Genomic DNA, 22610 nt, shown 5'->3' on the forward strand with positions numbered 1-22610 from the left:
AAGCGGCTCCCGCTCCCCGCGGGGGCCGCGCGTCCCGGGTCGGTCAGCGGCGGCCCGCGTGCCAGGCGGCGCGCGCCCGGTAGGCGATGGGCAGGTAGCGCAGCCGTTCGGGCAGCAGCGGTACGAGGAGCCGGACGGCGGTGCTGAACCGGCGGAGCCTGCGCTCCTGGGCCGGGCTCCACTCCAGCCCGATCGCGGCGCGCGCCTCGGGCGGCATGTACCCGGCGGTGACGAAGGCCCGCAGGCGCAGGAAGGCCGCCCGCAGCGCGGGCCAGGTCAGACGCAGCAGCAGCCGTACGGGGAGCGGGCCGCCCTCGGGCCGGGGCAGCGGCACGTTGGTGGCGACCAGCTCGCGGGCGACCGCGGTCGGCTCGACCTCCTCGGCCAGCATCCGGGCCCAGTACGTCCAGTACTCCTCGATGGTCTGCGGCATGTCCCGGTCGCGCAGGCCGAGGATCCTGCCGACCTGCAGCCATTCGCGGTAGAGCTGCTGCTCCTGGGCGGGGGTGAAGCGGCGCAGCAGGTAGCGCCCGGCGTAGAGGTAGACCGGGAAGCCGGTGGCGTGGACCCACGCGTAGCAGGCGGGGTCGAGGGAGTGGTAGCGCCGGCCGCGGGTGTCGGTGCCCTGGATGTCCTTGTGCAGGCGGCGGACCCGGCGGCCCTCCTCCGCGGCGTCCTTCCCGCCGTACACCCACAGCTGGACCGAGCGCAGGGAGCGTTCGCCGCGGCCCCAGGGGTCGGAGCGGAAGACGGAGTACTCGTCGACGCCGGCCGCGATGGCGGGGTGCGCGACCTGCATCGTGAAGGCTGCGGGCAGCATCAGCAGCGCGCGGACGTCGCCGGCGATGGTCCACAGCACCCCGCCGGGCGGGGGCGGCTCGGGGTCGGTGCGGGCGGTGGCCGGCTGCCGTGCCGCCCGCGCGGCCGTACGGTCGGTCCCGGTCATGCGCGCCCCCAGCCGTCGATCTCTTCCGGTTTCCAGTATGGCCTGGGCCGACGCCCTTCCGGCGGGGCGGTGCGCACGTCACCCTGCGGCGATGGGCCTGTCTCCTTCCGCAGGGCTGGAAGCGCTCCTGCCCTCCCTGCTCCGGGTTCGGCCGGAGCGCGTCGCAGGACTGACGGCGGGCCCGCCGCGTGATCGTCGCGGCCCGGACAGAAAGTGGCTGCATGGGTGTTACCCAGAGGTAACCGCGGCTGCTTGGATGACGGGGCCGATCTTCCCCCGCAGGAATGATGGAGACCTCATGCCGCACACCTCCCACCGCCGCAACCGGGCCGCAGCCGCGGCCGTCGCGGCGATCGCCGCCGGCGCCATGGCAGCCACCACCGCGCCCGCCGCCACGGCCGCGGAGAACGCCGCCGCGCCGCGGCTCAGCGTCCTGTCGTACAACGTGTTCCTGATGAGCAAGAACCTCTATCCGAACTGGGGCCAGGACCACCGGGCCGCGGAGATCCCCAGGGCCTCCTTCTACCAGGGCCACGACGTGGTCGTGCTCCAGGAAGCCTTCGACAACAGCTCCTCCGACGCGCTGAAGGCGAACTCCGCCGCGCAGTACCCGTACCAGACCCCGGTCGTCGGCCGCAGCAGGACCGGCTGGGACGCCACGGGCGGCGCCTACTCCTCCACCACCCCCGAGGACGGCGGCGTCACGATCCTCAGCAAGTGGCCGATCGTCCGCAAGGAGCAGTTCGTCTACAAGGACGCCTGCGGCGCGGACTGGTGGTCCAACAAGGGCTTCGCCTACGTCGTGCTGAACGTGAACGGCACGAAAGTGCACGTGGTCGGCACGCACGCGCAGTCCACCGACCCGGGCTGCGGCGCCGGCGAGGCCGCGCAGATGCGCGCCCGCCAGTTCCGGGCGCTCGACACGTTCCTCGACGGCAAGAACATCCCGGCGGGCGAGCAGGTCATCCTGGCGGGCGACTTCAACGTCGACTCGCGCACCCCGGAGTACGCGAGCATGCTCGCCAACGCCGACCTGGCCGACTCCGACTCGCGCACGGGCCACCTGTACTCCTTCGACACCGCGCTGAACTCGATAGCGAAGTACCGCTACCCGACCGACCCGCGCGAGGACCTGGACTACGTGCTCTACCGCAAGGGCAACGCCCGCCCGGCGGGCTGGGAGAACAACGTGGTCAAGGAGGAGTCGGCGCCCTGGACGGTCTCCAGCTGGGGCACCTCCTACACCTACACCAACCTCTCCGACCACTACCCGGTGATCGGCCGCTGACGCCCCCGCCCCGGCCGGTGCGCGGCATGCGCGCCGCACCGGCCGGGGCTCACGCCCGCCCGGCGTCCCGGGCGGTCTCCGCAGTCCGGGAGCTCTCCGCCTGGACACCACGGCCCCGCATCTCACCCTCAGACCGGAGGGGGCTCGCGTGCGTACGCGCCCGGACCTACCGGCCGAGGCCGTCTACGGCGTCCAGGGCGATCCCCCACGGATAGGGAACCTTCTCGCCGGGCTGGTTGGGCACGAACCCACCCTCGCCGTACAGCACCACCACGCCCATCTCCCTCAGCTCCCCCAACGACCGGTCAAGCGCCCGATGCTGAGCGTAGGCTGCGTTCACGCACGGCATGACCGCCATCGGAATCCCCTTGCCGATGGCCTCGGCAACCACCCCGACGACGAACCGGTCCGTGAGCCCGAGCGCCCACGCGTTCACGGTGTTGAAGGTCGCCGGCGCAACGAGGATCGCGTCCGCCTTCGGCCAAACGTCTGGGTCTCCGGGCCTCTTGTATCGGCTGCGGACCGGGTGCCCCGTGAGCGCGGCGAGGCCGGGCAGGCTGTCCTCCAACCAGTCGGCGGCGGTTGGCGTCAGGCCGAGGCATACATCCCAGCCACGGCCTTGCGCATCCTCAACCACGCTGGCGATGTCGAACACGGGCGGCGCGGCCGAGCAGAGCAGGTAGAGAGTCCTCGTCGTCATGGCGCCTGAGCCTATGCAATCACCCTCGATCCGGCAGGAGTCGGGGAGAGGGCGTACTCGGGAGACGGAGCACCGGTACCGTCCATGCTCACGAGTCGTGGACGGAGATCAGCATGCCCGCACCTAACGATGACCACGCCGGATCCCGTATCCAGGAGCAGCGGCGCCTCGCGCGCCTGACACAGCGCGAACTCGCCGACCGTATCCCCTACAGCCTCAGCCTCTTGAACCAGGTTGAATGCGGCGCACGTGCAGCGACCCCCGGTTTCGTGGCGGCGGTGGCGCAAGCTCTCAAGGTGGACACGTCCCTGCTGGCAGGACCCCCTGCCATGACGTCACTGCCCCCGGACCGGCTCGTTGCTCTGGTCGCACCGATCCGAGAAGCCCTCGACCGGTACGACCTCGGCCCGCTCCCGGTGCTTCCCACCGTCCGCTCGGTGCCGGAGCTGGCAGCCGCGGCCGACGCCCTGTGCCAGCAGGTCCGAGCCACCCATCTGCGGGCCGCAGCCAAGACCCTCCCCAGCCTGATCCTGGAACTGACCCACACGGCGTGGACGGCGCCGTCGACCCAAGCATGGCGAGCCCTCGCCTCGGCATACCGGACCGCACACGACGTGGCGCTGAAGCTCGACCACCCCGACCTCGCGCGCGTCGCCCTGGACCGCATGGGATGGGCCGCCGGCCGGGCGTCGGACCCGTGCCTGGAGGCCGTGCAACGGTACAAGCGGGCGACCCTGTGGCGGTGCGCAACATCCCTCCCTCTTATCTCGTCGGGGCAGGCGCTCCTCGCCGGGGCGACGAGCCGCGAGGCCGTGGTGGTAATCGGCCAGCTCCACCTGGGCGCGGCCACCGTGGCTGCGAAGAACGGGGACCGGACTGCCGTCGAAACGCACCTGGCCGCGGCCCGAGAGCTCGCCGACCGCGTCGGCGGCGAGGCCGGCGAGGTCCACTGGCTGTCCTTCGGGCAGGTGAACGTCCGACTGCACGAGATCGGCACGTCGATCGTGCTGGCCGACTTCGACGAGGCTCTCAGTCGTGCCCGCAGGCTGAAGCTGCCCGCCTCGACGCTGACGTCGCGGCGGGCCCGGTACCTCGTGGACCGGGCGCTGGTGGAAATGGAGGCGGGCTCTGCGAAGATGTCGCTGCGATATCTGGCCCAGGCCCGGAAGGTGGCACCGGAGCAGACACGGCATCTGCCGGGAACGCGGAGCACGGTCCGGGGACTGGTGCGCATGTCTCGGCGGACGCCCGACGGCCTTGGGGGGATGGCTCGCTGGATCGGGCTGTAGCACTCACAAATCTGTGAGCATTTGCCCCCTTACGAAGAGTCAGGCTGGTCTCACCACCCACTGACGACGTAGGGAGCACCTGCCATGGCCGCCCCGCAGGACGCGCACACAGACATCCCGCACCCGCTCCTCCGCAAGCCGGTGCGCGACATCGCGTCCGGCACCGAGGGCACGCTCATGGCGGTGCTGATGGAGAACACGGCCAACGTGGGCCAGCCGGAGCACTGGGCGGAGATCGCCTACATCCGGCCGGTCGGCGGCGGCCGCGAACTGTCCACGGCCGTCGCGAACATCCAGGCGACCCGGTGACAACCGACGAGGTCACCTACCAGCGCGCGGCCAAGCCGCCGCCTCAGCCGTGCTCGTGCGGCGCCAAGCCGCTGCCCATCGGGGGACCCGAGGGCGGCGCCGTAGTCCACGCAAAGGACTGCCCGCACGGCGGCCCCCACGGGATCACCTGATCCCCGGCCCTCAACTCCCGCCCCAACCCTTCCGTCGGGCGCCCAGGGCGGGCCCATCGCACCATCGGCACTCACACCGAGGAGCACATCATGACCGCTGCATGCGCCACCGGCCCGCAGAAGCCGCCCCCGCCCCGCACCCTCCTCACCGACGCCCAGTTCAACGACGTCCGAGCCACCATCCTGGACGACAACCCCAACATCGAGCCAGAGATGGCCTCACGGATCCTCATCGAGGCCCTCAAGTTCGTCATCGCGGCGTCCCGCTTCCCGTCGGTACGGATCGCCCCCACCCGTGAGGTCGACGCGGGCTGGCACGCGCTGATCCTGCACACGCACCTGTACGCATCACTGTGCAGCAGGCTCGGCCGGACCGTGCACCACTACCCGGAGCGGCCGGAGGCGTCCCGTCATGACCCGGAGGTTCTGACGCGGACCATGGCCCTGATCGAGCAGGCCGGGTACACGCCGGACACCGAGCTGTGGGTGGGTCCGGACCGGTCGCTCGCCTCGGTCGCCGCGAACTGCTCGCACACTCCGGTCCCGGGCGGCTGCGGCCCGATCAACCCGGGGAACTGCGCCACGCACGGCGGCGGGGAATAGGCTCGGCGGCCCACAAGGCAGAGAGGCGAGGACATGAACACCGACCAGGCCTTCGAGGTGCACGCCGCGATGCGTCAGCACGGCATCGCGGGAACGGTCACGCCGGTGACGCCGGACAATCCGGGGAGTACGTGGATCGTGCTGGACGCGGACGGCCGGGACGTGACTGGGTCTGTTCTCGCCAGGGTTGCTGCAGCACGCGGTTGGCGTTCCGAGCGTGGGTTCGTCGTCGCGCGCTGATCTGAGCCCGCCCCGGCCGGCGATCCCCCGCCGGCCGGGGCTACCACTGGGGCCGGGCCGCACGGGTTCCGAGCGGTCATGGCCGGTACGTCGGCGACGCCGGTGAGCGCGTCGAGACACGCTGCGTGCCCGCCCCGCCCACGCCCGGGCGCAGCGACGCCCCGACCTTCGTCTCCGCAAAGAACCTGGTCGGGACGTCGCCAGATTCGCCGGACCCTGTGCATGCTTCACGTCGGGAGTCGAGCCACCACCATCCGCCGACCGGCCGGAAGCGTACGGGTCACGCCGGGTCGTAGGACTCCTCGTACAGGCCGTCGATCAGCGCGCCGTACTTGTCGCGGACCACCCGGCGGCGCAGCTTGAGGGAGGGCGTGAGCTCGCCCGTGTCGGGTCCCCACTCCTGCGCCAGCAGCCGGTAGCGCTTGATCTGCTCGGTCCGGTTGAGCCGCGCGTTGGCCGCCTCGACCGCTCGGGCGACCTCCTCCCTGACGGCGGGGTGTTCGGCGAGCGCGGCGACGGAGTCCGCCTCGATGCCCCGGGCGGCCGCCCAGACCGGGGCCAGCTCGGCGTCCAGGACGAGCAGGGCGACGAGGTAGGAGCGGCCGTCGCCGTGGACCAGCGCCTGGCCGATGAGGGGGTGCTCCTTGACCGTGTTCTCCACCAGCGCGGGCGAGACGTTCTTCCCGTTGGACGTGATGATCAGTTCCTTCTTGCGGTCGGTGATCCAGAGGAAGCCGTCCTCGTCGATCCGGCCGACGTCCCCCGTGGGGAACCAGCCCTCCGCGTCGGAGGCGCTCTCCACCGAGCCGTCCGGCCGCAGGTAGCCGCCGAAGACGGTCGCACCGCGCGTGAAGACCTCGCCGTCCTCGGCGATCCGCAGCTCCAGCCCTTCGATGGGGCGGCCCACCGAGCCCAGCCGGAAGCCGTCGGCGCTGTTGAGCGTGCACACGCCCGCCGTCTCGGTGAGCCCCCAGGCGTCCATGATCGTGATGCCCCAGCCGGCCCAGAAGCGGACGACGTCGATGGGCATGGGTGCGGTGGCGCTGGCCGTCCAGGCGAGCCGGTCCATGCCCGCCAGATGCAGCAGCGGGTCCAGTGTCCGCTCCTTGGCCGAGGCGTACGCGGCTTCGAGCTCGGCGGGCACCTCCTCGCCCCGCTCGTGGTGGCCGGCCCGGGCGCGGGCGAGGTCGTTGGCGGCCTCTATGGCCTTCCTCTGGTCCTCGGGGAGCTGCGCGAGGACCGCGCGGACGGAGGCGGCGAGCTTCTCCCACACCCGCGGCACCCCGAAGAACTGCACCGGGCGCAGTTCGCGGACGGCCGCCGAGACGGCGGTGGGATCGGCGCACAGCATGACGTGCGAGGCCCGCAGCAGGGGCAGGTAGATGCCGAGGACCCGCTCGGCGATGTGCGCGAAGGGCAGGTAGCAGATGTGCTCGGCGTGTTCGGGGAGGTCCACGCGGCGGTCGAGGCGGACCGCCTGGAGGATCAGGTTGCGGTGGGTCAGGCGCACGCCCTTGGGGTCGCCGGTGGTCCCGGAGGTGTAGACGACGGTGAGCGGGTCCTCGGGACGGGTCTCCTGCCAGGCCTTCTCGAAGGCGTCGGCGCGGTGGGTCCGGGCGCCGCCCGCGTAGAGGGACGCGTACGTGCCGTGCCGGCCCGCCTCGGCGGCCTCGGCGACGACCAGGCGTTGCAGGGGGACGTCGGCGGCGGCCAGCAGCGGCTCCCACCGGACGAGTTCGCGGGCGCCCTCCACGACGGCGACCCGGGCTCGGCTGTGGCGGGCGATGTGCGCGATCTGCTCGGGCGCGGAGGTCCCGTACACGGTGACGGGTACGGCGCCGAGGTGGAAGAGGGCGAGGTCGCTGAGCCAGTGCTCGGGGCGGTTGCCCATCATCAGCAGGACGTGCTCGCCGCGCTCGACGCCGAGGGCGGCGTAGCCGGAGGCGAGGACGGCGACCTTGTGGCGGACCTCGCTCCAGGTGAGCGTCGTCCAGCCGGCCGCGTCGGGCCCGGCGCGCCAGGAGAGGGCGGGGAGGTCCCCGTACTCGGCGGCGTTGCGGGCCAGCAGGGCGGAGAAGGTGATCTCTTCGGGTCGTCCGGGCAGTCGCAGGTTCGTGGTCATGGGCAGCTCCTGGCCGTTTCACATCGTTGGTGCGACAGCAATACTGTTGAACCCAAGCTGTGGAGCAGAGAGCGAGGCGCAGACGATGGCCGACCAGGCACCCGAGCCGATGCTCACCGTCGACGAGCTGGCGGCCAGGGCGGGCGTCACCGTGCGCACGGTACGGTTCTACAGCACCCGCGGACTTTTGCCCCCTCCCGTGATCGGTCCGCGTCGGGTGGGGCACTACGGGCCGGAGCACCTGTCGCGGCTGGCCCTGATCGAGGAGCTCCAGCACCAGGGCATGACCCTGTCCGCCATCGAGCGCTACCTCGACGCGCTGCCCGACGACCTGAGCGCGCACGACCTGGCGATCCACCGGGCGATGGTGGCCAGTTGGGCCCCGGACGCGGCCCGGGAGGTCTCGCGTGAGGAGTTGGAGAAGCGGGCGGGGCGGAGCCTGTCGGACACCGATGTGCGGCGGCTCACGGCCATGAACGTGCTCGCCGCCTCGGGTGACGGGTTCCGCGTGGACGTGGGGCTGCTGCGGCTCGGGGTCGCGCTGCTCGACGTGCCGATCGCGCACGGGACGATCCTGGCGGCGCGCAAGGTGCTGGTGGAGCACGCCCGGTCGGCGGCGCACGAGCTGACGGCGCTGTTCCGGGACGAAGTGTGGGGGCCGTTCACCGAGGGCGAGAGCGATCCGGAACGGGTGGAGTCGATGAAGGCGCTGTCCGCGCACATGCAGCCGATGGTGGTGCAGGCGCTGGTGACGGCCTTCCAGCGGTCACTGCGGGAGGAGCTGCGGGCGGCGTTCGTCTCGGAGCCCGGGTGACGGTCCCGGGCGGGCACCGGGCCGGCGATGGGCCGATTCCGGGCCGGCAAGGGGCCGGCAAGGGGTCGGCGATGGGCCGATGCCCGGTCGGCGCGGGGGCGGTGCCAGGGCGGTGCCGGGGCGGTGCCGTGGCGGTTGGACGGCGGCCGTGACAGCCGTTCGGGTCTGCCGGACTGCGGGGGCGCGGCTACGGCGTGAGGGTGGGGGTGGGCAGGGCACAGCGACGGCCCGGCCACCGTCCGGAATGGAGCGTGAGCGCCGTGGCCCGCAACCGCCGTTTGATCCTGAGCCCGCCCGCCGAGGTCTGGCGCCTCCTGGCCGACGGGCACCGCTACGGGGAGTGGGTGACGGGAACCCGGGAGGTCCTCGCCGCGGACCCGCACTGGCCCGACGTGGGCGCCCGGCTGCGGGTCCGTGTCGGCGCCGGCCCGCTGACCCTCGACGACACCTGTGTCGTCCGCGTCTGCGAACCGCAGCGGCGCCTGGAGCTGGAGGCGCGTGCCGAACCCTTCGGCGCGGCCCGCATCGCCATGGACCTCGCCCCCTGGGGCGGGAACACGCTCTTCACCCTCGACTGGCATCCGCTGCGCGGTCCCGGCACCCGCATGCACGGGCTGCCGGTGGACTACCTCGTCGCCGTGCGCAACGGCATGATGCTGACCAAGCTGGCCAGGATCGCCGTGCGGGAACACCCGGTGGCCGCGCCCGCGTGACGCGGGCCGGGCCGCCCGCCAACACCCGCGCAGCCCGGGTAGTTTACGGATCATGGCAGTCATCCACCGCACCACCATGTCACCCGGCAAGCTCGAACTGATCGCCGCCTGGTTGCCGTCGAAGCCCTGGTACCGGGGCACGGACGCGCCGCTGCTCGCCAAGGCCGGCGGTTTCCGGCTCGACGACCCCGAGGGCGAGGTGGGCATCGAGTTCATGGTCGTCACCGACACCTCGGGGGACGCCCCCGTCGCCTACCTGGTCCCGATGACCTACCGCGGGGCTCCCCTGGCATCCGCCGAGGACGGCCTGATCGGCACGTCCGAGCACGGTGTGCTGGGTCGCCGCTGGATCTACGACGGGACCCACGACGGGGTGCTGGTCGAGCAGTTGCTCGCCCTCCTGGCGGGCCGTACGACCGCCCAGGACCAGAACACGAGCGGCGCCCCCGACCCGACGGTCGAGGTCCGCAGCGAGGGGCCCGGGGTGCCGCAGGGCCTCACCGGCCCCGGGACCGTGACGGACACCGAGGACGCGACGCTCGTCACCGTGGGCCCGGTGGCGCAGGAGGGCCCGGTGGCGCAGGAGGGCCCGGTGTCGACGCTGACCCTGTGCCGGGTGCTGCGTCCGGGACCCGCTCCCGAGGGGGACGGCGCCGCGGGACGGGTGCTGGCCGGCTGGTCCGCCCCGGACGGCTCCCGGCAGCACGGGCCGTTCGCCCACCTGGCCGCCTCCGAGCGCTGACGGACGGGTTCGCCCCGGGCCCCCGCGGCGGGGGGCCGGGGCGTCGTCGCAGGGTCAGTCGGCGTACGTCTCGCCCCGCTCGGCCTTCTCCACGAGGGAGGCCGGCGGGGTGAACCGCTCGCCGTACTTCCCGGCGAGTTCGCGGGCGCGGGCCACGAAGCCGGTGAGCCCGCCCTCGTAGCCGTTGATGTACTGGAGCACGCCGCCGGTCCAGGCCGGGAAGCCGATGCCCATGATGGAGCCGATGTTGGCGTCGGCGACCGAGGTGAGGACGCCCTCGTCGAGGCAGCGGACGGTGTCCAGGGCCTCGGAGAAGAGCATCCGCTCCTTCATGTCCTCGAAGGGGATCTCGTGGCCCGGCTTGGCGAAGTGCTCGCGCAGACCCGGCCAGATACGGGCGCGCCTGCCCGACTCGTCGTAGTCGTAGAAGCCGGCGCCGCCGCTGCGGCCGGGGCGGCCGAACTCGTCGACCATCCGGTCGATGACGGTGTCGGCGGGGTGCTCGGTCCACGTCCGGCCCTCCGCCTCGAAGGCCTTGCGGCTCTCGTTGCGGATCTTGCGCGGCAGCGTGAGGGTGAGCTCGTCCATCAGGGAGAGGACCTTGGCCGGGTAGCCGGCCTGCGCCGCGGCCTGCTCGATCGACGCGGGCTCGACGCCCTCGCCGACCATCGCCACGCCCTCGTTGATGAACTGGCCGATGACGCGCGAGGTGAAGAAGCCGCGCGAGTCGTTGACCACGATCGGGGTCTTGTTGATCTGGCGGACCAGGTCGAAGGCGCGGGCGATGGCCTCGTCGCCGGTCTGCGCCCCCTTGATGATCTCGACGAGCGGCATCTTGTCGACGGGCGAGAAGAAGTGAAGTCCGATGAAGTCGGCGGGCCGCTCGACGCCATCGGCGAGCCCGGTGATGGGCAGCGTCGAGGTGTTGGAGCAGAGCAGGGCGTCGGGGGCGACGACGGTCTGGATCTCCTGGAACACCTTGTGCTTGAGGGCGGTGTCCTCGAAGACGGCCTCGATGACGGCGTCGCAGCCCGCGAGGTCGGCCGGGTCGGCGGTCGGGGTGATCCGGGCGAGCAGCTCGGCGCGGCCCGCCTCGGTGGTCCGGCCGCGGGACAGCGCCTTGTCGAGGAGCTTCTCGGAGTACGCCTTGCCCTTGGCGGCGGCCTCGGCGGTGACGTCCTTGAGGACCACCTCGATGCCCGCGCGGGCGCAGGAGTAGGCGATGCCGGCGCCCATCATGCCGGCGCCGAGGACGGCGACCTTGCGGACCTTCCGCGGTTCGACGCCCTGCGGGCGGCTGCGCCCGGCGTTGACGGCCTGGAGGTCGAAGAAGAACGCCTGGATCATGTTCTTGGCGGTCTGTCCGGTGACCAGCTCGGTGAAGTAGCGGGCCTCGATGGTCAGCGCGGTCTCGAAGTCGACCTGGGAGCCCTCGACGGCGCAGGCCAGGATGTTGCGGGGCGCCGGGTACGGGGCGCCGTTCAGCTGCTTCTTCAGGTTGGCCGGGAAGGCCGGGAGGTTCGCGGCGAAGCGCGGGTTCGACGGAGTACCGCCGGGGATCTTGTAGCCGGGCACGTCCCAGGGCTGCTGCGACTGGGGGTTGGCGTCGATGAAGGCGCGGGCCTTGGCCAGCATCTCCTCGGGCGTGGCGGCCAGTTCGTGCACGAGGCCGTTGTCCAGGGCGCGCTGCGGGCTGTACTGGGTGCCCTGGAGCAGCACCTTCAGCAGTGCGTCGGCGATGCCCATGAGGCGTACGGTGCGGGTGACGCCGCCGCCGGCCGGGAGGAGGCCGAGGGTGACCTCGGGCAGGCCGATCTTGGAGCCGGGCGCGTCGAGGGCGACGCGGTGGTGGGAGGCGAGGGCGATCTCGTAACCGCCTCCCAGGGCGGCGCCGTTGACGGCCGCGACGACGGGCTTGCCGAGGGTCTCGATGCGGCGCAGGGACCGCTTGATCTCGGTGCCGGTGTCGAAGGCGAGCTGCGCGTGCTCGGGGCGCAGCCGGATCATGTCCTTGAGGTCGCCGCCCGCGAAGAAGGTCTTCTTGGCGGAGGTGTAGATGATGCCGCGGATGGAGTCCTTCTCGGCCTCGGCGCGGTCGGCGACGGCCGCGATGGAGTCCTTGAAGGCCTGGTTCATCGTGTTGGCGGACTGGCCCGGGTCGTCGAGGACCAGGGTGACGACGCCGGTCTCGTCCTGTTCCCAGCGGATCGTGGTGGACTCGCTCATGTTCGCTACTTCCGTGTCGGAGGGGTCGGGGGGACAGGGACGGTTCAGAGGCGTTCGACGATGGTGGCGACGCCCATGCCGCCGCCGACGCAGAGGGTGACCAGCCCGTAGCGCTTGTCCTGGCGCTCCAGCTCGTCGACGATCGTGCCGAGGATCATCGCGCCGGTGGCGCCGAGCGGGTGGCCCAGCGCGATGGCGCCGCCGTTGACGTTGACCTTGTCGAGGGACAGTCCCATGTCCTTGACGAAGCGCAGGACGACGCCGGCGAAGGCCTCGTTGATCTCGACCAGGTCGATGTCGTCGATGGTCAGCCCGGCCTTGGCGAGGGCCTTGCGGGTGGCCGGGGCGGGGCCGGTGAGCATGATGGTGGGCTCGGAGCCGGAGACGGCCGCCGAGACGATCCGGGCGCGCGGGGCCAGTCCGCTGCGCTCCCCCGCCTCGCGGGAGCCGATCGCGACGAGGGAGGCGCCGTCGACGATGCCGGAGGAGTTGCCCGCGTGGTGGACGTGGTCGATCTTCTCGATCCAGTGGTACTTCTGCAGCGCGACGGCGTCGAAGCCGCCGAGCTCGCCGATGTCCGCGAAGGACGGCTTGAGCTTGGCGAGGGTGTCGGCGGTGGTCCCCGGGCGGACGAACTCGTCGTGGTCCAGGACGGTCAGGCCGTTGCGGTCGGTGACCGGGACGACGGACTTCGCGAAGCGGCCGTCCTTGATCGCGGCGGCGGCGCGCTCCTGCGAGAGGGCCGCGTACTCGTCGACGTCGCGCCGGGAGAAGCCCTCGATGGTGGCGATCAGGTCGGCGCCGATGCCCTGCGGTACGAAGCCGGTGTCCCAGTTGGTCATCGGGTCGGCGAACCAGGCGCCGCCGTCCGAGGCCATCGGGACGCGGGACATCGATTCCACGCCGCCGGCCAGGACCAGGTCCTCCCAGCCGGAACGGACCTTCGCGGCGGCCAGGTTGACGGCTTCCAGACCCGAGGCGCAGAACCGGTTCTCCTGTACCCCGGCGACCGTGTCCGGGAGTCCGGCGGCGATGGCCGCGATACGGGCGATGTCGGAGCCCTGGTCACCGACCGGGCCGACGACGCCGAGGACGATGTCGTCGATGGCCGCCGGGTCCAGGCCGGGGTTGCGCTCGCGCAGCGCGTCGATGAGTCCGACGACCAGGTCGATCGGCTTGGTGCCGTGCAGGGAGCCATTGGCCTTGCCGCGGCCGCGCGGGGTGCGGATCGCGTCGTATACGTAAGCTTCGGTGCTCACTGGTCAAGCCTTTCGGTGTGCTGGAAGGTCCCGGGAAGGTCCTCGGCGGGGCCGCGGGGTGGGATGAGGGGGTCAGCTGAGGAGGGACCGGCCGATGATCTCCTTCATGATCTCGGTCGTGCCGCCGTAGATCGTCTGGATCCGGCCGTCGGTGAAGGCCCGCGCGACCCGGTACTCGGTCATGTAGCCGTAGCCGCCGTGGAGTTGGAGGCAGCGGTCCGCCACGCGCTTTTGCAGTTCGGTGGCCCACCACTTGGCCATCGAGGCGTGTACGTGGTCCAGTTCGCCGTTGGAGTGGTCGGTGATGCACCGGTCGAGGAAGGTCCGGGTGACGGCGACCTCGGTGGCCATCTCCGCGATCTCGAACCGGATGTGCTGGAGCTTGGACAGCGGGCGCCCGAAGGCCTCGCGCTCCTTCACGTACTGCGTGGTGATCTCCAGCAGGTGTTCGGCGGCGGCGATGCCGGCCATCGCGATGCCCATGCGCTCCTGCGCCAGGTTGGTCATCAGGTGGACGAAGGCGCCGTTCAGTTCGCCGAGCAGGTTCTCCTTCGGGACGCGCACGTCGTGGAAGAACAGCTCGGCGGTGTCCTGCGCCTTCTGGCCGATCTTGTCGAGGTTGCGGCCGCGCTCGAAGCCCTCGGCGCCGCGCTCGACGACCAGCAGCGACAGGCCGTGCGCCCCGCCCTCGGGGGTGGTCTTGGCGACCACGATCACCAGGTCGGCGAGGATGCCGTTGGAGATGAAGGTCTTGGAGCCGTTCAGCACCCAGTGGTCGCCGCGGTCCTCGGCGGTGGTCCGGATCCCCTGGAGGTCGGAGCCCGCACCCGGTTCGGTCATCGCTATGGCGGTGATGGTCTCGCCGGAGCAGAAGCCGGGCAGCCAGCGGCGCTTCTGCTCCTCGGTGGCGAGCGAGGCCAGATACGGCCCGATGATGTCGTTGTGCAGGCCGATGGCGAGTCCGGGCGTGCCCGCTCTGGTGAACTCCTCGGCGATCACGGCGGCGTAGCGGAAGTCGGTGTTCCCGCCGCCCCCGTACTCCTCGGGGACGGCCAGCCCCAGCAGCCCCTGGCGGCCGGCGGCCCGCCACGCCTCGCGGCTGACGATGCCGTCCTTCTCCCACTGCTCGTAGTGCGGCAGCACCTCCTTGGCGAGGAAGGTGCGGACGGTCTCACGGAACGCCTCGTGGTCGGCGTCGAAGATCAGGCGCTTCATCGGACGGCTCGCTTCATCGCAGGACTCGCTTCATCGGGGCGGCTCGCAGCATCGGGGCGGCTCGCAGCATCGGAAGGGCTCCTCAGAGCCAGTTCTTGACGGTTTCGATCAGGCGGGCCGGGTCGGGGCCGACGGGTGTGACGTTGAGCATGGTGACGCCGGCCTCGCGGAAGGCCTCAACACGCTCACGCACGTAGCCCTCGGGCCCGCACAGCGTCATCAGCTCGCAGAACTCGTCCGGCACGGCGGCAGCGGCGTCGCGCGTGCGTCCGGCGAGGTAGAGCTCCTGGATCTTCCGGGCCTCCTCCTCGTAGCCGTAGGCGACGGCGAGGTCGTTGTAGAAGTTCCTGCCGACCGCGCCCATGCCGCCGACGTACAGCGCGATCTGCGGACGCGCGCGTTCCCGTACGGCGGCCGCGTCCTCACCGATCGCGAGCAGGCCGCCCGCGACGGTCTGCAGGGGGCCGAGCTGCGGCGACCGCTCGGCCCTCCCCTCGGCGAGCGGGCCGCCCCACACGGCGGCGGCCTTCTCGGGAATGAAGAGCGTGGGCAGCCAGCCGTCCGCGATCTCGGCGGTCATCCGCACGTTGGCCGGACCGAGTGAGGCGATGTAGACGGGGATCGCCTCGCGCACGGGCCGGGTGAGGATCTTCAGCGGCTTGCCGAGCCCGCTGCCCTCCTCCGGCGGCAGCGGCATGTCCGTGATGCCGTGGTGGTCGATCGTCTCGCGGCGCCAGATGCGCCGGCACAGCCCGACCGTCTCCCTGGTGCGGCCGAGCGGCTTGTCGTACGGCTTCCCGTGCCAGCCCTCGACGACCTGCGGGCCGGAGGCGCCGAGGCCGAGGAGCGCCCGGCCGCCGGAGAGGGCGTCCAGGCCGGCGGCCGTCTGCGCGATCAGGCCGGGGGTGCGCGAGTAGACGTTCATGATCGCCGAGCCGATCTTCAGCCGCTCGGTGCGGGCGGCGAGGTAGCCCATGATCGTCGGGGAGTCGAAGCCCCATGCCTCCGCCACCCACACGGCGTCGAGGCCGGCGGACTCCAGCGCGGCCGCCTCGTCGGCGGCGCGGCGCGGGTCCCCGGCGTAGTCGAGCATCATCGACAGTTCCATCAGTCCTCCTTCGGGAGCAGGGCCGGTACGTCCCAGTCGGCGGCCACCGACTCGGTGTGGGCGCCCGGCCGGGCGGGGCCCGCGGTGACGGCGACCGGGGTCGCGGAGAACCTCGGCGCGGGGGCGGGCTGCACGATCCCGCCGAAGTCCGTGAAGGTGCCCCGGTCGGCGAGATGGGGGTGGTGCGGGGCCTCGCGCAGCGACAGCACCGGGGCCACGCACGCGTCGGTGCCCTCGAAGACCGCCGTCCACTCCTCGCGCGTACGGGTCCGGAAGCGTGCGGCGACGGCCTCGCGCAGCTCGCCCCAGCGCGCGGCGTCCTTGCGGGCCGGCGCCCGGTCCGCGATGCCGAGGAGCTCGGTGAAGGTGTCGTAGAACTGCTGCTCCAGCGCGCCGACCGCCATGTACCCGCCGTCGGAGGTCTCGTAGGTGCCGTAGAAGGGGCAGCCGCCGTCGAGGAGGTTGGCACCGCGCCGGTCCTGCCAGCCGCCCGCCGCCATCATCCCGTGGATCATGGCGGTGAGGTGGGCGGTGCCGTCGACGATGGCCGCGTCGACGACCTGGCCGGTGCCGGTGGCCCGGGCGTGCTGGAGTGCGGCGAGCACGCCGATCACGAGGTAGAGCGAGCCTCCCGCGTAGTCCCCGACCAGGTTGGCCGGGACCGCCGGGGGCTCTCCCGGGTTGCCGATCATGCCGAGGGCACCGGTGACGGCGATGTAGGCGATGTCGTGGCCGGCGGTGTGCGCGAGCGGGCCCTCCTGGCCCCAGCCGGTCATCCGTCCGTAGACGAGCTTGGGGTTGCGGGCGTGGCACGCGGCCGGGCCCACGCCGAGCCGCTCGGCGACCCCGGGGCGGAAGCCCTCGACGAGGACGTCGGCCCGCTCGACGAGGTCCAGGACGCGGGCGGGCCCGTCGGCGGACTTGAGGTCGACCAGCACGGAGCGCTTGCCGCGGTTGGTGATGTCGTAGGCGGGGTCGACCGCGAGCCCCCCGCCGCCGGGCCGGTCCACGCGTACGACGTCCGCCCCCAGGTCGGCGAGGAGCATGGCGGCGAACGGTCCGGGGCCGATGCCGGCCAGTTCGACGACGCGCACGCCGGCGAGCGGGCCGCGGCTGCCGCCGGCCGTCCCGGTCCCGTTCCCTGTCACTGCCATCGAGCCCCCAGCGTCTGCGGTGTGGGTGGTGTGCCTGGTGTGCGACTGTGTGACACAACTGATGTAACACCGGTGATGCTAGGAACGTGTTCCACCGAGCACAAGCCCCCGTGCCGGGCTCCGCCCGGATCGGCCGACCCACGCCGGTCCGCCCCTGCGGGAAGTACGGGAGTTCCCAGGCCCACCCCCCTGATAGATCCTCCCGCGGCTATGTACTCTGAACGAGCTTTCGAGTCGATCAAGCGTTCAATCAGATAAGTGGGGGATCGGTGCGCCGTCGCCGTCTTGTAATTTCCGCTGCCGCCATCGCGGCGGGCGTTGGCCTCATCCCGGGCGTGGCCCAGGCCGACCCGGCCAAGCCCGACGCACGGGGCACCACCGCACCGGACCTGGAACTGGACCTCGCCAAGGATGCGAAGTCCAAGAGCAACACCTTCACCAGCCCGGCGGACCGCACGGTCCGCAAGGCCGCCCCGTCCGCCAAGACCGGAGCGGCCGCGGCGCAGTCCGTCGCCTCCGCCAACCCGGACCTCGCGATCGGACTGACCGCCTACGGCGTCACGGCGCACGGCGCCGAGGTGGACACCACCATCACCAGCGTGGACACCCCGCTCAAGGTCACCATCGACTGGGGCGACGGGAAGTCGGACGTCTTCGACGCCTACGGCTCCGACAGCCGGACCACGGCCCACACCTACGCCGAGGTCGGCTCCTACACGGTCAAGGTCACCGTGGTGGACGACGCGAACGCCGTCTCGGCCGTCAACGAGGTCGTCTTCGTCACCGTCGGCGCGGACTTCACCCCGTACGCCCCCACCCGTCTGCTGGACACCCGCAACGGGACCGGCGCGCCGGTGGGCATGGTCCAGCCGTACAGCTCGACCCGCGTGAAGGTCGGCGGCAACGGCGGGATCCCCGCCGGCGTCACCGCCGTGGTCCTCAACATCACGGTCACCAACACCTCCGCCGAGGGCCACGTCACCGCCTTCCCCGAGGGCACCGAGCGTCCGACCACGTCGAACGTCAACTACAAGGCCCGCCAGAGCGTCCCGAACCTGGTCATCGTCAAGGTCGGCAAGAACGGCTACGTCGAGATCGCCAACCGCGGCGGTGCTCCGGTCGACCTGATCGCCGACGTCACCGGCTACTTCTCCAAGACCGCGTCCAGCGGTTACACGCCGGTCACCCCGTCCCGCTTCGTCGACACCCGCGAGGGCCTCGGCACGGTGAAGGGCCAGCTCGGCGGCCGCAAGACCTTCTCCACCCAGATCAGCGGCCTGCGCGGGGTGCCCCAGGGCATCAGCGCCGTGGCGCTGAACGTGACGGTCACCAACCCGAGGGAAGCCGGCCACCTGTCGGTCTTCCCGGCCGGCGGCGCCACCCCGACCGCGTCCAACCTGAACTTCACCCCGGGCCAGACCATCGCGAACTCGGTGATCGTCCCCGTCAGCGGGGACGGCAGGATCAGCGTCTTCAACGGCGCCTGGGCGGGCACCGATGTCGTCGTCGACGTCGTCGGCTACTACAGCGCCGACAGCAAGGGCGCCTTCCGGCCGCTCTCGCCCGAGCGCCTGGTGGACACCCGCGACCCGCAGGACCCGGTCTACGGGAAGCTGTGGGGCCAGAGCTACATCTACATGCCGATGTCCTTCGACGACCCGAGCATCACGGGCTTCGTGCTGAACACCACGGTCACCAACCCGGAGGGCGACGGGTACCTCACGGTCACCCCGGACCCGAACTCGCTCGACGACTACATCAACGACACGCAGAGCTGGCCGACGCCGCCGAACTCCTCGAACCTGAACTGGACGAAGGGCGCCACCGTCCCGAACCTGGTCCAGGCGAGCACCGGCGACAACGGCATCATCGACCTCTGGAACCGGGGCTGGGACGACGTCGACCTGATCGTCGACCTCTTCGGCCTGTACCAGCAGGACTGATCCACCGGCAGGTGGACCCCACGGCGCCCCGGGCGCGGCCGCACGGCCGTACCCGGGGCGCCGTCGTCGTGACGGACCGTCCGGCTCTCCGCCGCATCCGCCCGGCAGCCGTCCTGCACCCGACCGGCACCCGTCCGACGGCAGCCCGACCGGCACCTGCCGGCGCGGACGCCTGAGCCCCGCGCTAGCCTCGGCCACCCACCACACCCCACTCGGAGGAGCTCTCATGAACGCAGGGGTCCCGCAGGCCCGACCCGAACGGGCCTACGACGTCGTGCTCTTCGGCGCCACCGGGTTCGTGGGCGCACTGACCGCCGAGTACCTCGCCGCGCACGCCCCCGCCGGGTGCCGGTGGGCCCTCGCAGGCCGGGACCCCGCGAAGCTGGAGCGACTGCGCGAGCGGCTGGCCGCGATCGACCCCGCGTTGGCCGCGCTGCCGCTGCTGCGCGCCGACGCCCAGGACCCCGCCGCCGTACGCGAACTGGCCGCGTCCACCCGGGTGCTGGCCACGACCGTGGGACCGTACGTCTGGTACGGGGCCGGGCTCGTGGCCGCCTGCGCCGAGGCGGGCACGGACTACGTGGACCTCACCGGCGAGCCGGAGTTCGTGGACCGCATGTACGTGGAGCACGACGCGCGGGCCCGCGAGAGCGGCGCCCGGCTCGTGCACGCCTGCGGCTTCGACTCGATCCCGGCCGACCTCGGCGCGTACTTCACGGTCCGGCAGCTGCCGGAGGGGGTGCCGCTGACGGTCGACGGGTTCATGCGGTCCAACGCCTTCTTCTCCGGCGGGACCCTGGCCTCCGCGCTGACCGCGCTGGGCCGCGGCCCCCAGACCCTGGCGGCCGCGCACGCCCGCCGCCTGCACGAGCCCCGACTGCTGGGGCGGCGGGCGCGCGGGCCGCTGGGCGTGCCGCGGTTCAGCCGTGAGACCGGCACCTGGGCGCTTCCGCTGCCCTCGCTGGACCCGCGGATCGTGACCCGGTCGGCGGCCGCGCTGGAGCGCTACGGCCCGGACTTCCGCTACCGGCACTACGCCTCCGTCAAGCACCTGCCCGTCGCGCTGGGCGGTACGGCGGCGGTGGGCGCGACGGCGGCCCTGGCCCAGGTGCCCCCGGCCCGGCGGTGGCTCATGAACCGCTGGGAGCCCGGCCGGGGGCCGGACGCGGAGCGGCGGGCGCGCAGCTGGTTCACCGTGCGGTTCGTGGGCGAGGGCGGCGGCCGGCGCGTGCTCACCGAGGTGGCGGGCGGCGACCCGGGCTACGGCGAGACCGCGAAGATGCTGGCGGAGTCGGCGCTGTGCCTGGCCCATGACGCCCTGCCGGAGTCCTCGGGGCAGGTGACGACAGCGGTGGCGATGGGCGACGCCCTCATCCACCGCCTGCAGAAGGCGGGGATCACCTTCCGGGTGGCCGACGCCCGCTGACGGACCGGCTCGGGCTCAGGAGGCCTCCCGCAGCGCCCGGCGGCACAGCGAGTCGGCGTGGCGGGTGGTCTCCGGGATCCGGAAGCGAGGGCTCAGGGCCAGGGCGTGGGCGCAGGCGTTGTCGAGCGACACCTTGTGCCCGACGGAGACGTACACCGGCTTGATCGCGTCCTGGGTGCGCAGCGCCCGCCCGACCTCGGCCCCGTCGGCGGCGAGCAGTGCGCAGGCGTCGCCCCGCCGGGTGCCCGGCTCCTCGTAGGTGAAGGTGAACGGGTTCTTCGCGACGCCGATGGAGGGGAGCCCGGTGACCACGCCGAGGTGGCACGCCAGGCCGAAGCCTCGGGGGTGGGCGAGGCCGTAGCCGTCGCAGACCACGAGGCCCGGCTCGGCGGTCAGGGCGTCGAGCGCGTCCAGCACGGTCGGCAGCTCGCGGAAGGCGAGCAGCCCCGGCACGTAGGGGAAGCTCACGTGCCCGACTGCGGTGGCCTCCTCGACGACCTCCAGGGTGGCGGCGTCGAGCACCACGGCCGCGGCGGCGACCAGGTCACGCGAGTCGTCGTAGGCGACGTCCACGCCGGCCACGAGCCCGCGGCCGGGCGGGGGGCCGGGCTCGTCGAGCACGACGTGATGGCGCAGTTCGTCCTGTATCGCCCGGGCCTCGGCCTCGTCGGCGGGGGTCTTCACACTCGTCATGATGGACCGAGAGTAACCTGACGATCATGTTTGTCATGGAGCTCACCTACACCGCGCCCGTCGAGGCCGTCGAGGACGAGATGGACGCCCACATCGCCTGGCTGGACGGCTACTACGCCGCCGGCGTGTTCCTGGCGTCGGGGCGCAAGGTCCCGCGCGACGGGGGCGTCATCCTGGCCGCGGGGGTGTCCCGGGCCGAGGTCGAGAAGATCGCGGCCGAGGACCCCTTCTCGGTCGCGGGCGTCTGCGCCTACCGCATCACCGAGTTCATGGCCACGAGGACCTCGGCGGACCTGTCGGCGGTCCGGGAGAACCCGGTCACCTGAACCGTCCCGTTCGGATCTGCCGGGGAAGATCCGAACGAGACGGCCCGCCCTGGCGGCCCTCGCCGGGCGGGGACGGCACGGCCGCGGGTCAGCGGCGTTCCAGGCGTGCCACCCGGCCCTTCTCCCCCGCCGCCCAGCAGCCCGTGTCGGCGGCGCAGTCGACCGTGTCGAAGGATCCCGCGTCCAGCGGCCGCCAGCTGCGGCCCCCGTCCGTGGTCACGTCCGTTCCCGTGGGCCCGACCGCGAGCGCCGTCCCCGCGCTGTACGGGTACCAGGCCGCGCCGGACCGGTAGGCCGGCGGCGGCGTCGCGGCCTGGCGCCAGGTGCGTCCGCCGTCCGCGGACACCGCAGCGGCCTGCGGGGAGGCCTGCCCGGTGCGGTAGTCGCCGCCCACGGCGATGCCCCTCGCACGGTCCCGGAAGGCGAGGGCGAAGACCCCGCGTGCGGGATCTCCCGCCGGAAGGGTGGATTCGGCCACCCGCCAGGTCCGGCCGCGGTCCGCGGAGTGCAGGACCCGTGCGCTCGCGCCGCCGCCGGTGGCCAGCCAGACGTCGCGCGGCCCGGCGCTGACCAGGCACTGGCCGCTCGCCGCGAAGCCCGCCTCACCGGGCAGCGCCTCGGGCATGCCCTCGCCGGGCAGCACCCGCCAGTGGCGGCCGCCGTCGTCCGTGGCCAGGATGCGGAACCTGCCGTCCACCGGGTCGCTCATGGCCAGCCCGTGCCGGGCGTCGAAGAACGTGAGGCAGTCGTAGAAGGCGCGCGGGTCGGGGTTGCGGAAGGTCTCCGTCCAGGTGGCGCCGCCGTCGTCGGTGCGCAGCACCCGGGAGGCCTCGCCCTCGCCGATGGACAGGGCCACCGCGCGGCGTGCGTCGAAGGCCTCGATGTCGCGCAGCTCCAGTTGGTCCGCGACCGCGCCGGGCGGGGAGACGTCCTGCCAGCTGCGGCCTCCGTCGAGCGTGCGCAGCACGGTCCCCTTGGAGCCCGCGACCCAGGCCGTGGTCCGGCTGACCGCGGCGAGTCCCCGGAAGCGGGCGGTCTGCCCGGTGTCCTTGAGGGACCAGCCGGCCGCGCGTAAGTCCGGTCCGGGGCCCCGCTCTTCGGCGTGCGCGGGGCCCGCGAGCACCCCGGCCGCCAGTATTGCCGCGCACATGCCAATTCCAACATCCAGACGTCTCATGGCGCCGGAAGCTAACGCACCTGCGGATCCGCCGTCCAGAGGGCCTCACCGCCGCTCCCCGCCCGCCGGCCGCCCGGGTCCGCACCGGCGCTCCGGCGACCGCGCGTTGCGCCTCTGGAGTGAGCGACAACCGGCCCTTCTGAAGAGCCCGCGGCCCCGGCGCGG

21 protein-coding genes are annotated in these 22610 nt (G+C 72.5%); 11 read left to right on the plus strand and 10 right to left on the minus strand.

Translation table 11 applies throughout. From position 1 onward, the window contains the following. Window positions 1-43 precede the first annotated feature (43 nt). Window positions 44-946 (minus strand): oxygenase MpaB family protein, encoded by a 903-nt coding sequence (locus tag AVW11_RS01785; protein ID WP_076043000.1) that lies wholly within the window; start codon window positions 944-946, stop codon window positions 44-46. Window positions 947-1244: 298 nt separating this feature from the next. On the opposite strand from AVW11_RS01785, the gene sph reads away from it, so the two are divergent. Next, the gene (gene sph, locus AVW11_RS01790) at window positions 1245-2234 is read left to right on the plus strand and encodes a sphingomyelin phosphodiesterase (RefSeq protein WP_076043001.1); all 990 of its coding nucleotides are present in this window, start codon (window positions 1245-1247) and stop codon (window positions 2232-2234) included. A gap of 166 nt (window positions 2235-2400) precedes the next feature. Here the strand turns inward: sph and AVW11_RS01795 are convergent, their stop codons facing one another. Continuing rightward, complete coding sequence (locus tag AVW11_RS01795; RefSeq protein WP_076043002.1) at window positions 2401-2934, minus strand: flavoprotein; 534 nt, start codon at window positions 2932-2934, stop codon at window positions 2401-2403. A 113-nt stretch (window positions 2935-3047) separates the two neighbouring features. Between AVW11_RS01795 and AVW11_RS01800 the strand changes: the two genes are divergently transcribed. The 4 genes from AVW11_RS01800 (at window position 3048) to AVW11_RS01815 (ending at window position 5527) form a co-directional block, all read left to right on the plus strand. Continuing rightward, window positions 3048-4223 carry a helix-turn-helix domain-containing protein gene (locus AVW11_RS01800; protein WP_076043003.1) on the plus strand — a complete coding sequence of 392 codons (1176 nt, stop codon included), beginning with the start codon at window positions 3048-3050 and terminating at the stop codon, window positions 4221-4223. Window positions 4224-4307: 84 nt separating this feature from the next. After that, window positions 4308-4532: a hypothetical protein gene (locus tag AVW11_RS01805; protein WP_076043004.1), complete on the plus strand. Its 225-nt coding sequence runs from the start codon at window positions 4308-4310 to the stop codon at window positions 4530-4532. Window positions 4533-4774: 242 nt separating this feature from the next. Beyond that, entirely contained in the window at window positions 4775-5287 is a 513-nt protein-coding gene (locus AVW11_RS01810; RefSeq protein WP_240528107.1) for a glycine-rich domain-containing protein, read from the plus strand. A gap of 33 nt (window positions 5288-5320) precedes the next feature. Beyond that, a complete protein-coding gene (locus AVW11_RS01815; protein ID WP_076043005.1) occupies window positions 5321-5527 on the plus strand; it encodes a hypothetical protein in 207 nt (68 codons plus the stop codon). Between the two features lie 280 nt (window positions 5528-5807). Here the strand turns inward: AVW11_RS01815 and AVW11_RS01820 are convergent, their stop codons facing one another. After that, window positions 5808-7649: an AMP-dependent synthetase/ligase gene (locus tag AVW11_RS01820; protein WP_030847248.1), complete on the minus strand. Its 1842-nt coding sequence runs from the start codon at window positions 7647-7649 to the stop codon at window positions 5808-5810. Between the two features lie 85 nt (window positions 7650-7734). Between AVW11_RS01820 and AVW11_RS01825 the strand changes: the two genes are divergently transcribed. The 3 genes from AVW11_RS01825 (at window position 7735) to AVW11_RS01835 (ending at window position 9918) form a co-directional block, all read left to right on the plus strand. Next, on the plus strand, window positions 7735-8463 hold the full coding sequence (locus AVW11_RS01825; protein WP_030847245.1) for a MerR family transcriptional regulator: 729 nt from the start codon (window positions 7735-7737) through the stop codon (window positions 8461-8463). 260 nt (window positions 8464-8723) lie between these two features. Further along, window positions 8724-9176, plus strand: a complete 453-nt coding sequence (locus AVW11_RS01830; protein ID WP_030847242.1) for an SRPBCC family protein — start codon at window positions 8724-8726, stop codon at window positions 9174-9176. 52 nt (window positions 9177-9228) lie between these two features. Continuing rightward, window positions 9229-9918 carry a maltokinase N-terminal cap-like domain-containing protein gene (locus tag AVW11_RS01835; RefSeq protein ID WP_076043006.1) on the plus strand — a complete coding sequence of 230 codons (690 nt, stop codon included), beginning with the start codon at window positions 9229-9231 and terminating at the stop codon, window positions 9916-9918. A 54-nt stretch (window positions 9919-9972) separates the two neighbouring features. Here the strand turns inward: AVW11_RS01835 and AVW11_RS01840 are convergent, their stop codons facing one another. The 5 genes from AVW11_RS01840 to AVW11_RS01860 form a co-directional block, all read right to left on the minus strand. Next, the gene (locus AVW11_RS01840) at window positions 9973-12144 is read right to left on the minus strand and encodes a 3-hydroxyacyl-CoA dehydrogenase NAD-binding domain-containing protein (RefSeq protein ID WP_076043007.1); all 2172 of its coding nucleotides are present in this window, start codon (window positions 12142-12144) and stop codon (window positions 9973-9975) included. Between the two features lie 44 nt (window positions 12145-12188). Continuing rightward, window positions 12189-13403: an acetyl-CoA C-acetyltransferase gene (locus tag AVW11_RS01845; RefSeq protein ID WP_030847233.1), complete on the minus strand. Its 1215-nt coding sequence runs from the start codon at window positions 13401-13403 to the stop codon at window positions 12189-12191. 72 nt (window positions 13404-13475) lie between these two features. Continuing rightward, window positions 13476-14618, minus strand: coding sequence for an acyl-CoA dehydrogenase family protein (locus tag AVW11_RS01850; RefSeq protein WP_030847230.1), 1143 nt, complete (start codon window positions 14616-14618; stop codon window positions 13476-13478). A gap of 82 nt (window positions 14619-14700) precedes the next feature. Further along, window positions 14701-15726: an LLM class F420-dependent oxidoreductase gene (locus tag AVW11_RS01855; protein WP_076043008.1), complete on the minus strand. Its 1026-nt coding sequence runs from the start codon at window positions 15724-15726 to the stop codon at window positions 14701-14703. Further along, window positions 15726-16880 (minus strand): CaiB/BaiF CoA transferase family protein, encoded by a 1155-nt coding sequence (locus AVW11_RS01860; RefSeq protein ID WP_051700281.1) that lies wholly within the window; start codon window positions 16878-16880, stop codon window positions 15726-15728. Before AVW11_RS01860 ends, AVW11_RS01855 begins: the two co-directional genes overlap by 1 nt. Window positions 16881-17215: 335 nt before the next feature. Between AVW11_RS01860 and AVW11_RS01865 the strand changes: the two genes are divergently transcribed. Both AVW11_RS01865 and AVW11_RS01870 read left to right on the plus strand, forming a co-directional pair. Further along, entirely contained in the window at window positions 17216-18823 is a 1608-nt protein-coding gene (locus AVW11_RS01865) for a PKD domain-containing protein (protein ID WP_076043009.1), read from the plus strand. A 226-nt stretch (window positions 18824-19049) separates the two neighbouring features. After that, complete coding sequence (locus tag AVW11_RS01870) at window positions 19050-20249, plus strand: saccharopine dehydrogenase family protein (RefSeq protein ID WP_076043010.1); 1200 nt, start codon at window positions 19050-19052, stop codon at window positions 20247-20249. A 15-nt stretch (window positions 20250-20264) separates the two neighbouring features. Here AVW11_RS01870 and AVW11_RS01875 read toward each other — a convergent pair whose 3' ends face one another. Beyond that, window positions 20265-20942, minus strand: coding sequence for an endonuclease V (locus AVW11_RS01875; RefSeq protein WP_076043011.1), 678 nt, complete (start codon window positions 20940-20942; stop codon window positions 20265-20267). A 26-nt stretch (window positions 20943-20968) separates the two neighbouring features. Between AVW11_RS01875 and AVW11_RS01880 the strand changes: the two genes are divergently transcribed. Beyond that, window positions 20969-21268, plus strand: a complete 300-nt coding sequence (locus AVW11_RS01880) for a YciI family protein (RefSeq protein WP_030847212.1) — start codon at window positions 20969-20971, stop codon at window positions 21266-21268. Between the two features lie 88 nt (window positions 21269-21356). Here the strand turns inward: AVW11_RS01880 and AVW11_RS01885 are convergent, their stop codons facing one another. Continuing rightward, on the minus strand, window positions 21357-22418 hold the full coding sequence (locus tag AVW11_RS01885) for a WD40/YVTN/BNR-like repeat-containing protein (RefSeq protein WP_030847209.1): 1062 nt from the start codon (window positions 22416-22418) through the stop codon (window positions 21357-21359). Window positions 22419-22610: the final 192 nt, after the last annotated feature.

Origin of the sequence: Streptomyces amritsarensis, from assembly GCF_001953875.1 — a bacterium.
Lineage (GTDB): Bacteria > Actinomycetota > Actinomycetes > Streptomycetales > Streptomycetaceae > Streptomyces > Streptomyces amritsarensis.

Bases quoted from the DNA above. Each gene is read 5' to 3' on its own strand.
- AVW11_RS01785 (WP_076043000.1), bottom strand. From the start codon at position 946: ATGACCGGGACCGACCGTACGGCCGCGCGGGCGGCACGGCAGCCGGCC.
- sph (WP_076043001.1), top strand. From the start codon at position 1,245: ATGCCGCACACCTCCCACCGCCGCAACCGGGCCGCAGCCGCGGCCGTC.
- AVW11_RS01795 (WP_076043002.1), bottom strand. From the start codon at position 2,934: ATGACGACGAGGACTCTCTACCTGCTCTGCTCGGCCGCGCCGCCCGTG.
- AVW11_RS01800 (WP_076043003.1), top strand. From the start codon at position 3,048: ATGCCCGCACCTAACGATGACCACGCCGGATCCCGTATCCAGGAGCAG.
- AVW11_RS01805 (WP_076043004.1), top strand. From the start codon at position 4,308: ATGGCCGCCCCGCAGGACGCGCACACAGACATCCCGCACCCGCTCCTC.
- AVW11_RS01810 (WP_240528107.1), top strand. From the start codon at position 4,775: ATGACCGCTGCATGCGCCACCGGCCCGCAGAAGCCGCCCCCGCCCCGC.
- AVW11_RS01815 (WP_076043005.1), top strand. From the start codon at position 5,321: ATGAACACCGACCAGGCCTTCGAGGTGCACGCCGCGATGCGTCAGCAC.
- AVW11_RS01820 (WP_030847248.1), bottom strand. From the start codon at position 7,649: ATGACCACGAACCTGCGACTGCCCGGACGACCCGAAGAGATCACCTTC.
- AVW11_RS01825 (WP_030847245.1), top strand. From the start codon at position 7,735: ATGGCCGACCAGGCACCCGAGCCGATGCTCACCGTCGACGAGCTGGCG.
- AVW11_RS01835 (WP_076043006.1), top strand. From the start codon at position 9,229: ATGGCAGTCATCCACCGCACCACCATGTCACCCGGCAAGCTCGAACTG.
- AVW11_RS01840 (WP_076043007.1), bottom strand. From the start codon at position 12,144: ATGAGCGAGTCCACCACGATCCGCTGGGAACAGGACGAGACCGGCGTC.
- AVW11_RS01850 (WP_030847230.1), bottom strand. From the start codon at position 14,618: ATGAAGCGCCTGATCTTCGACGCCGACCACGAGGCGTTCCGTGAGACC.
- AVW11_RS01855 (WP_076043008.1), bottom strand. From the start codon at position 15,726: ATGGAACTGTCGATGATGCTCGACTACGCCGGGGACCCGCGCCGCGCC.
- AVW11_RS01860 (WP_051700281.1), bottom strand. From the start codon at position 16,880: ATGGCAGTGACAGGGAACGGGACCGGGACGGCCGGCGGCAGCCGCGGC.
- AVW11_RS01870 (WP_076043010.1), top strand. From the start codon at position 19,050: ATGAACGCAGGGGTCCCGCAGGCCCGACCCGAACGGGCCTACGACGTC.
- AVW11_RS01875 (WP_076043011.1), bottom strand. From the start codon at position 20,942: ATGACGAGTGTGAAGACCCCCGCCGACGAGGCCGAGGCCCGGGCGATA.
- AVW11_RS01880 (WP_030847212.1), top strand. From the start codon at position 20,969: ATGTTTGTCATGGAGCTCACCTACACCGCGCCCGTCGAGGCCGTCGAG.
- AVW11_RS01885 (WP_030847209.1), bottom strand. From the start codon at position 22,418: ATGTGCGCGGCAATACTGGCGGCCGGGGTGCTCGCGGGCCCCGCGCAC.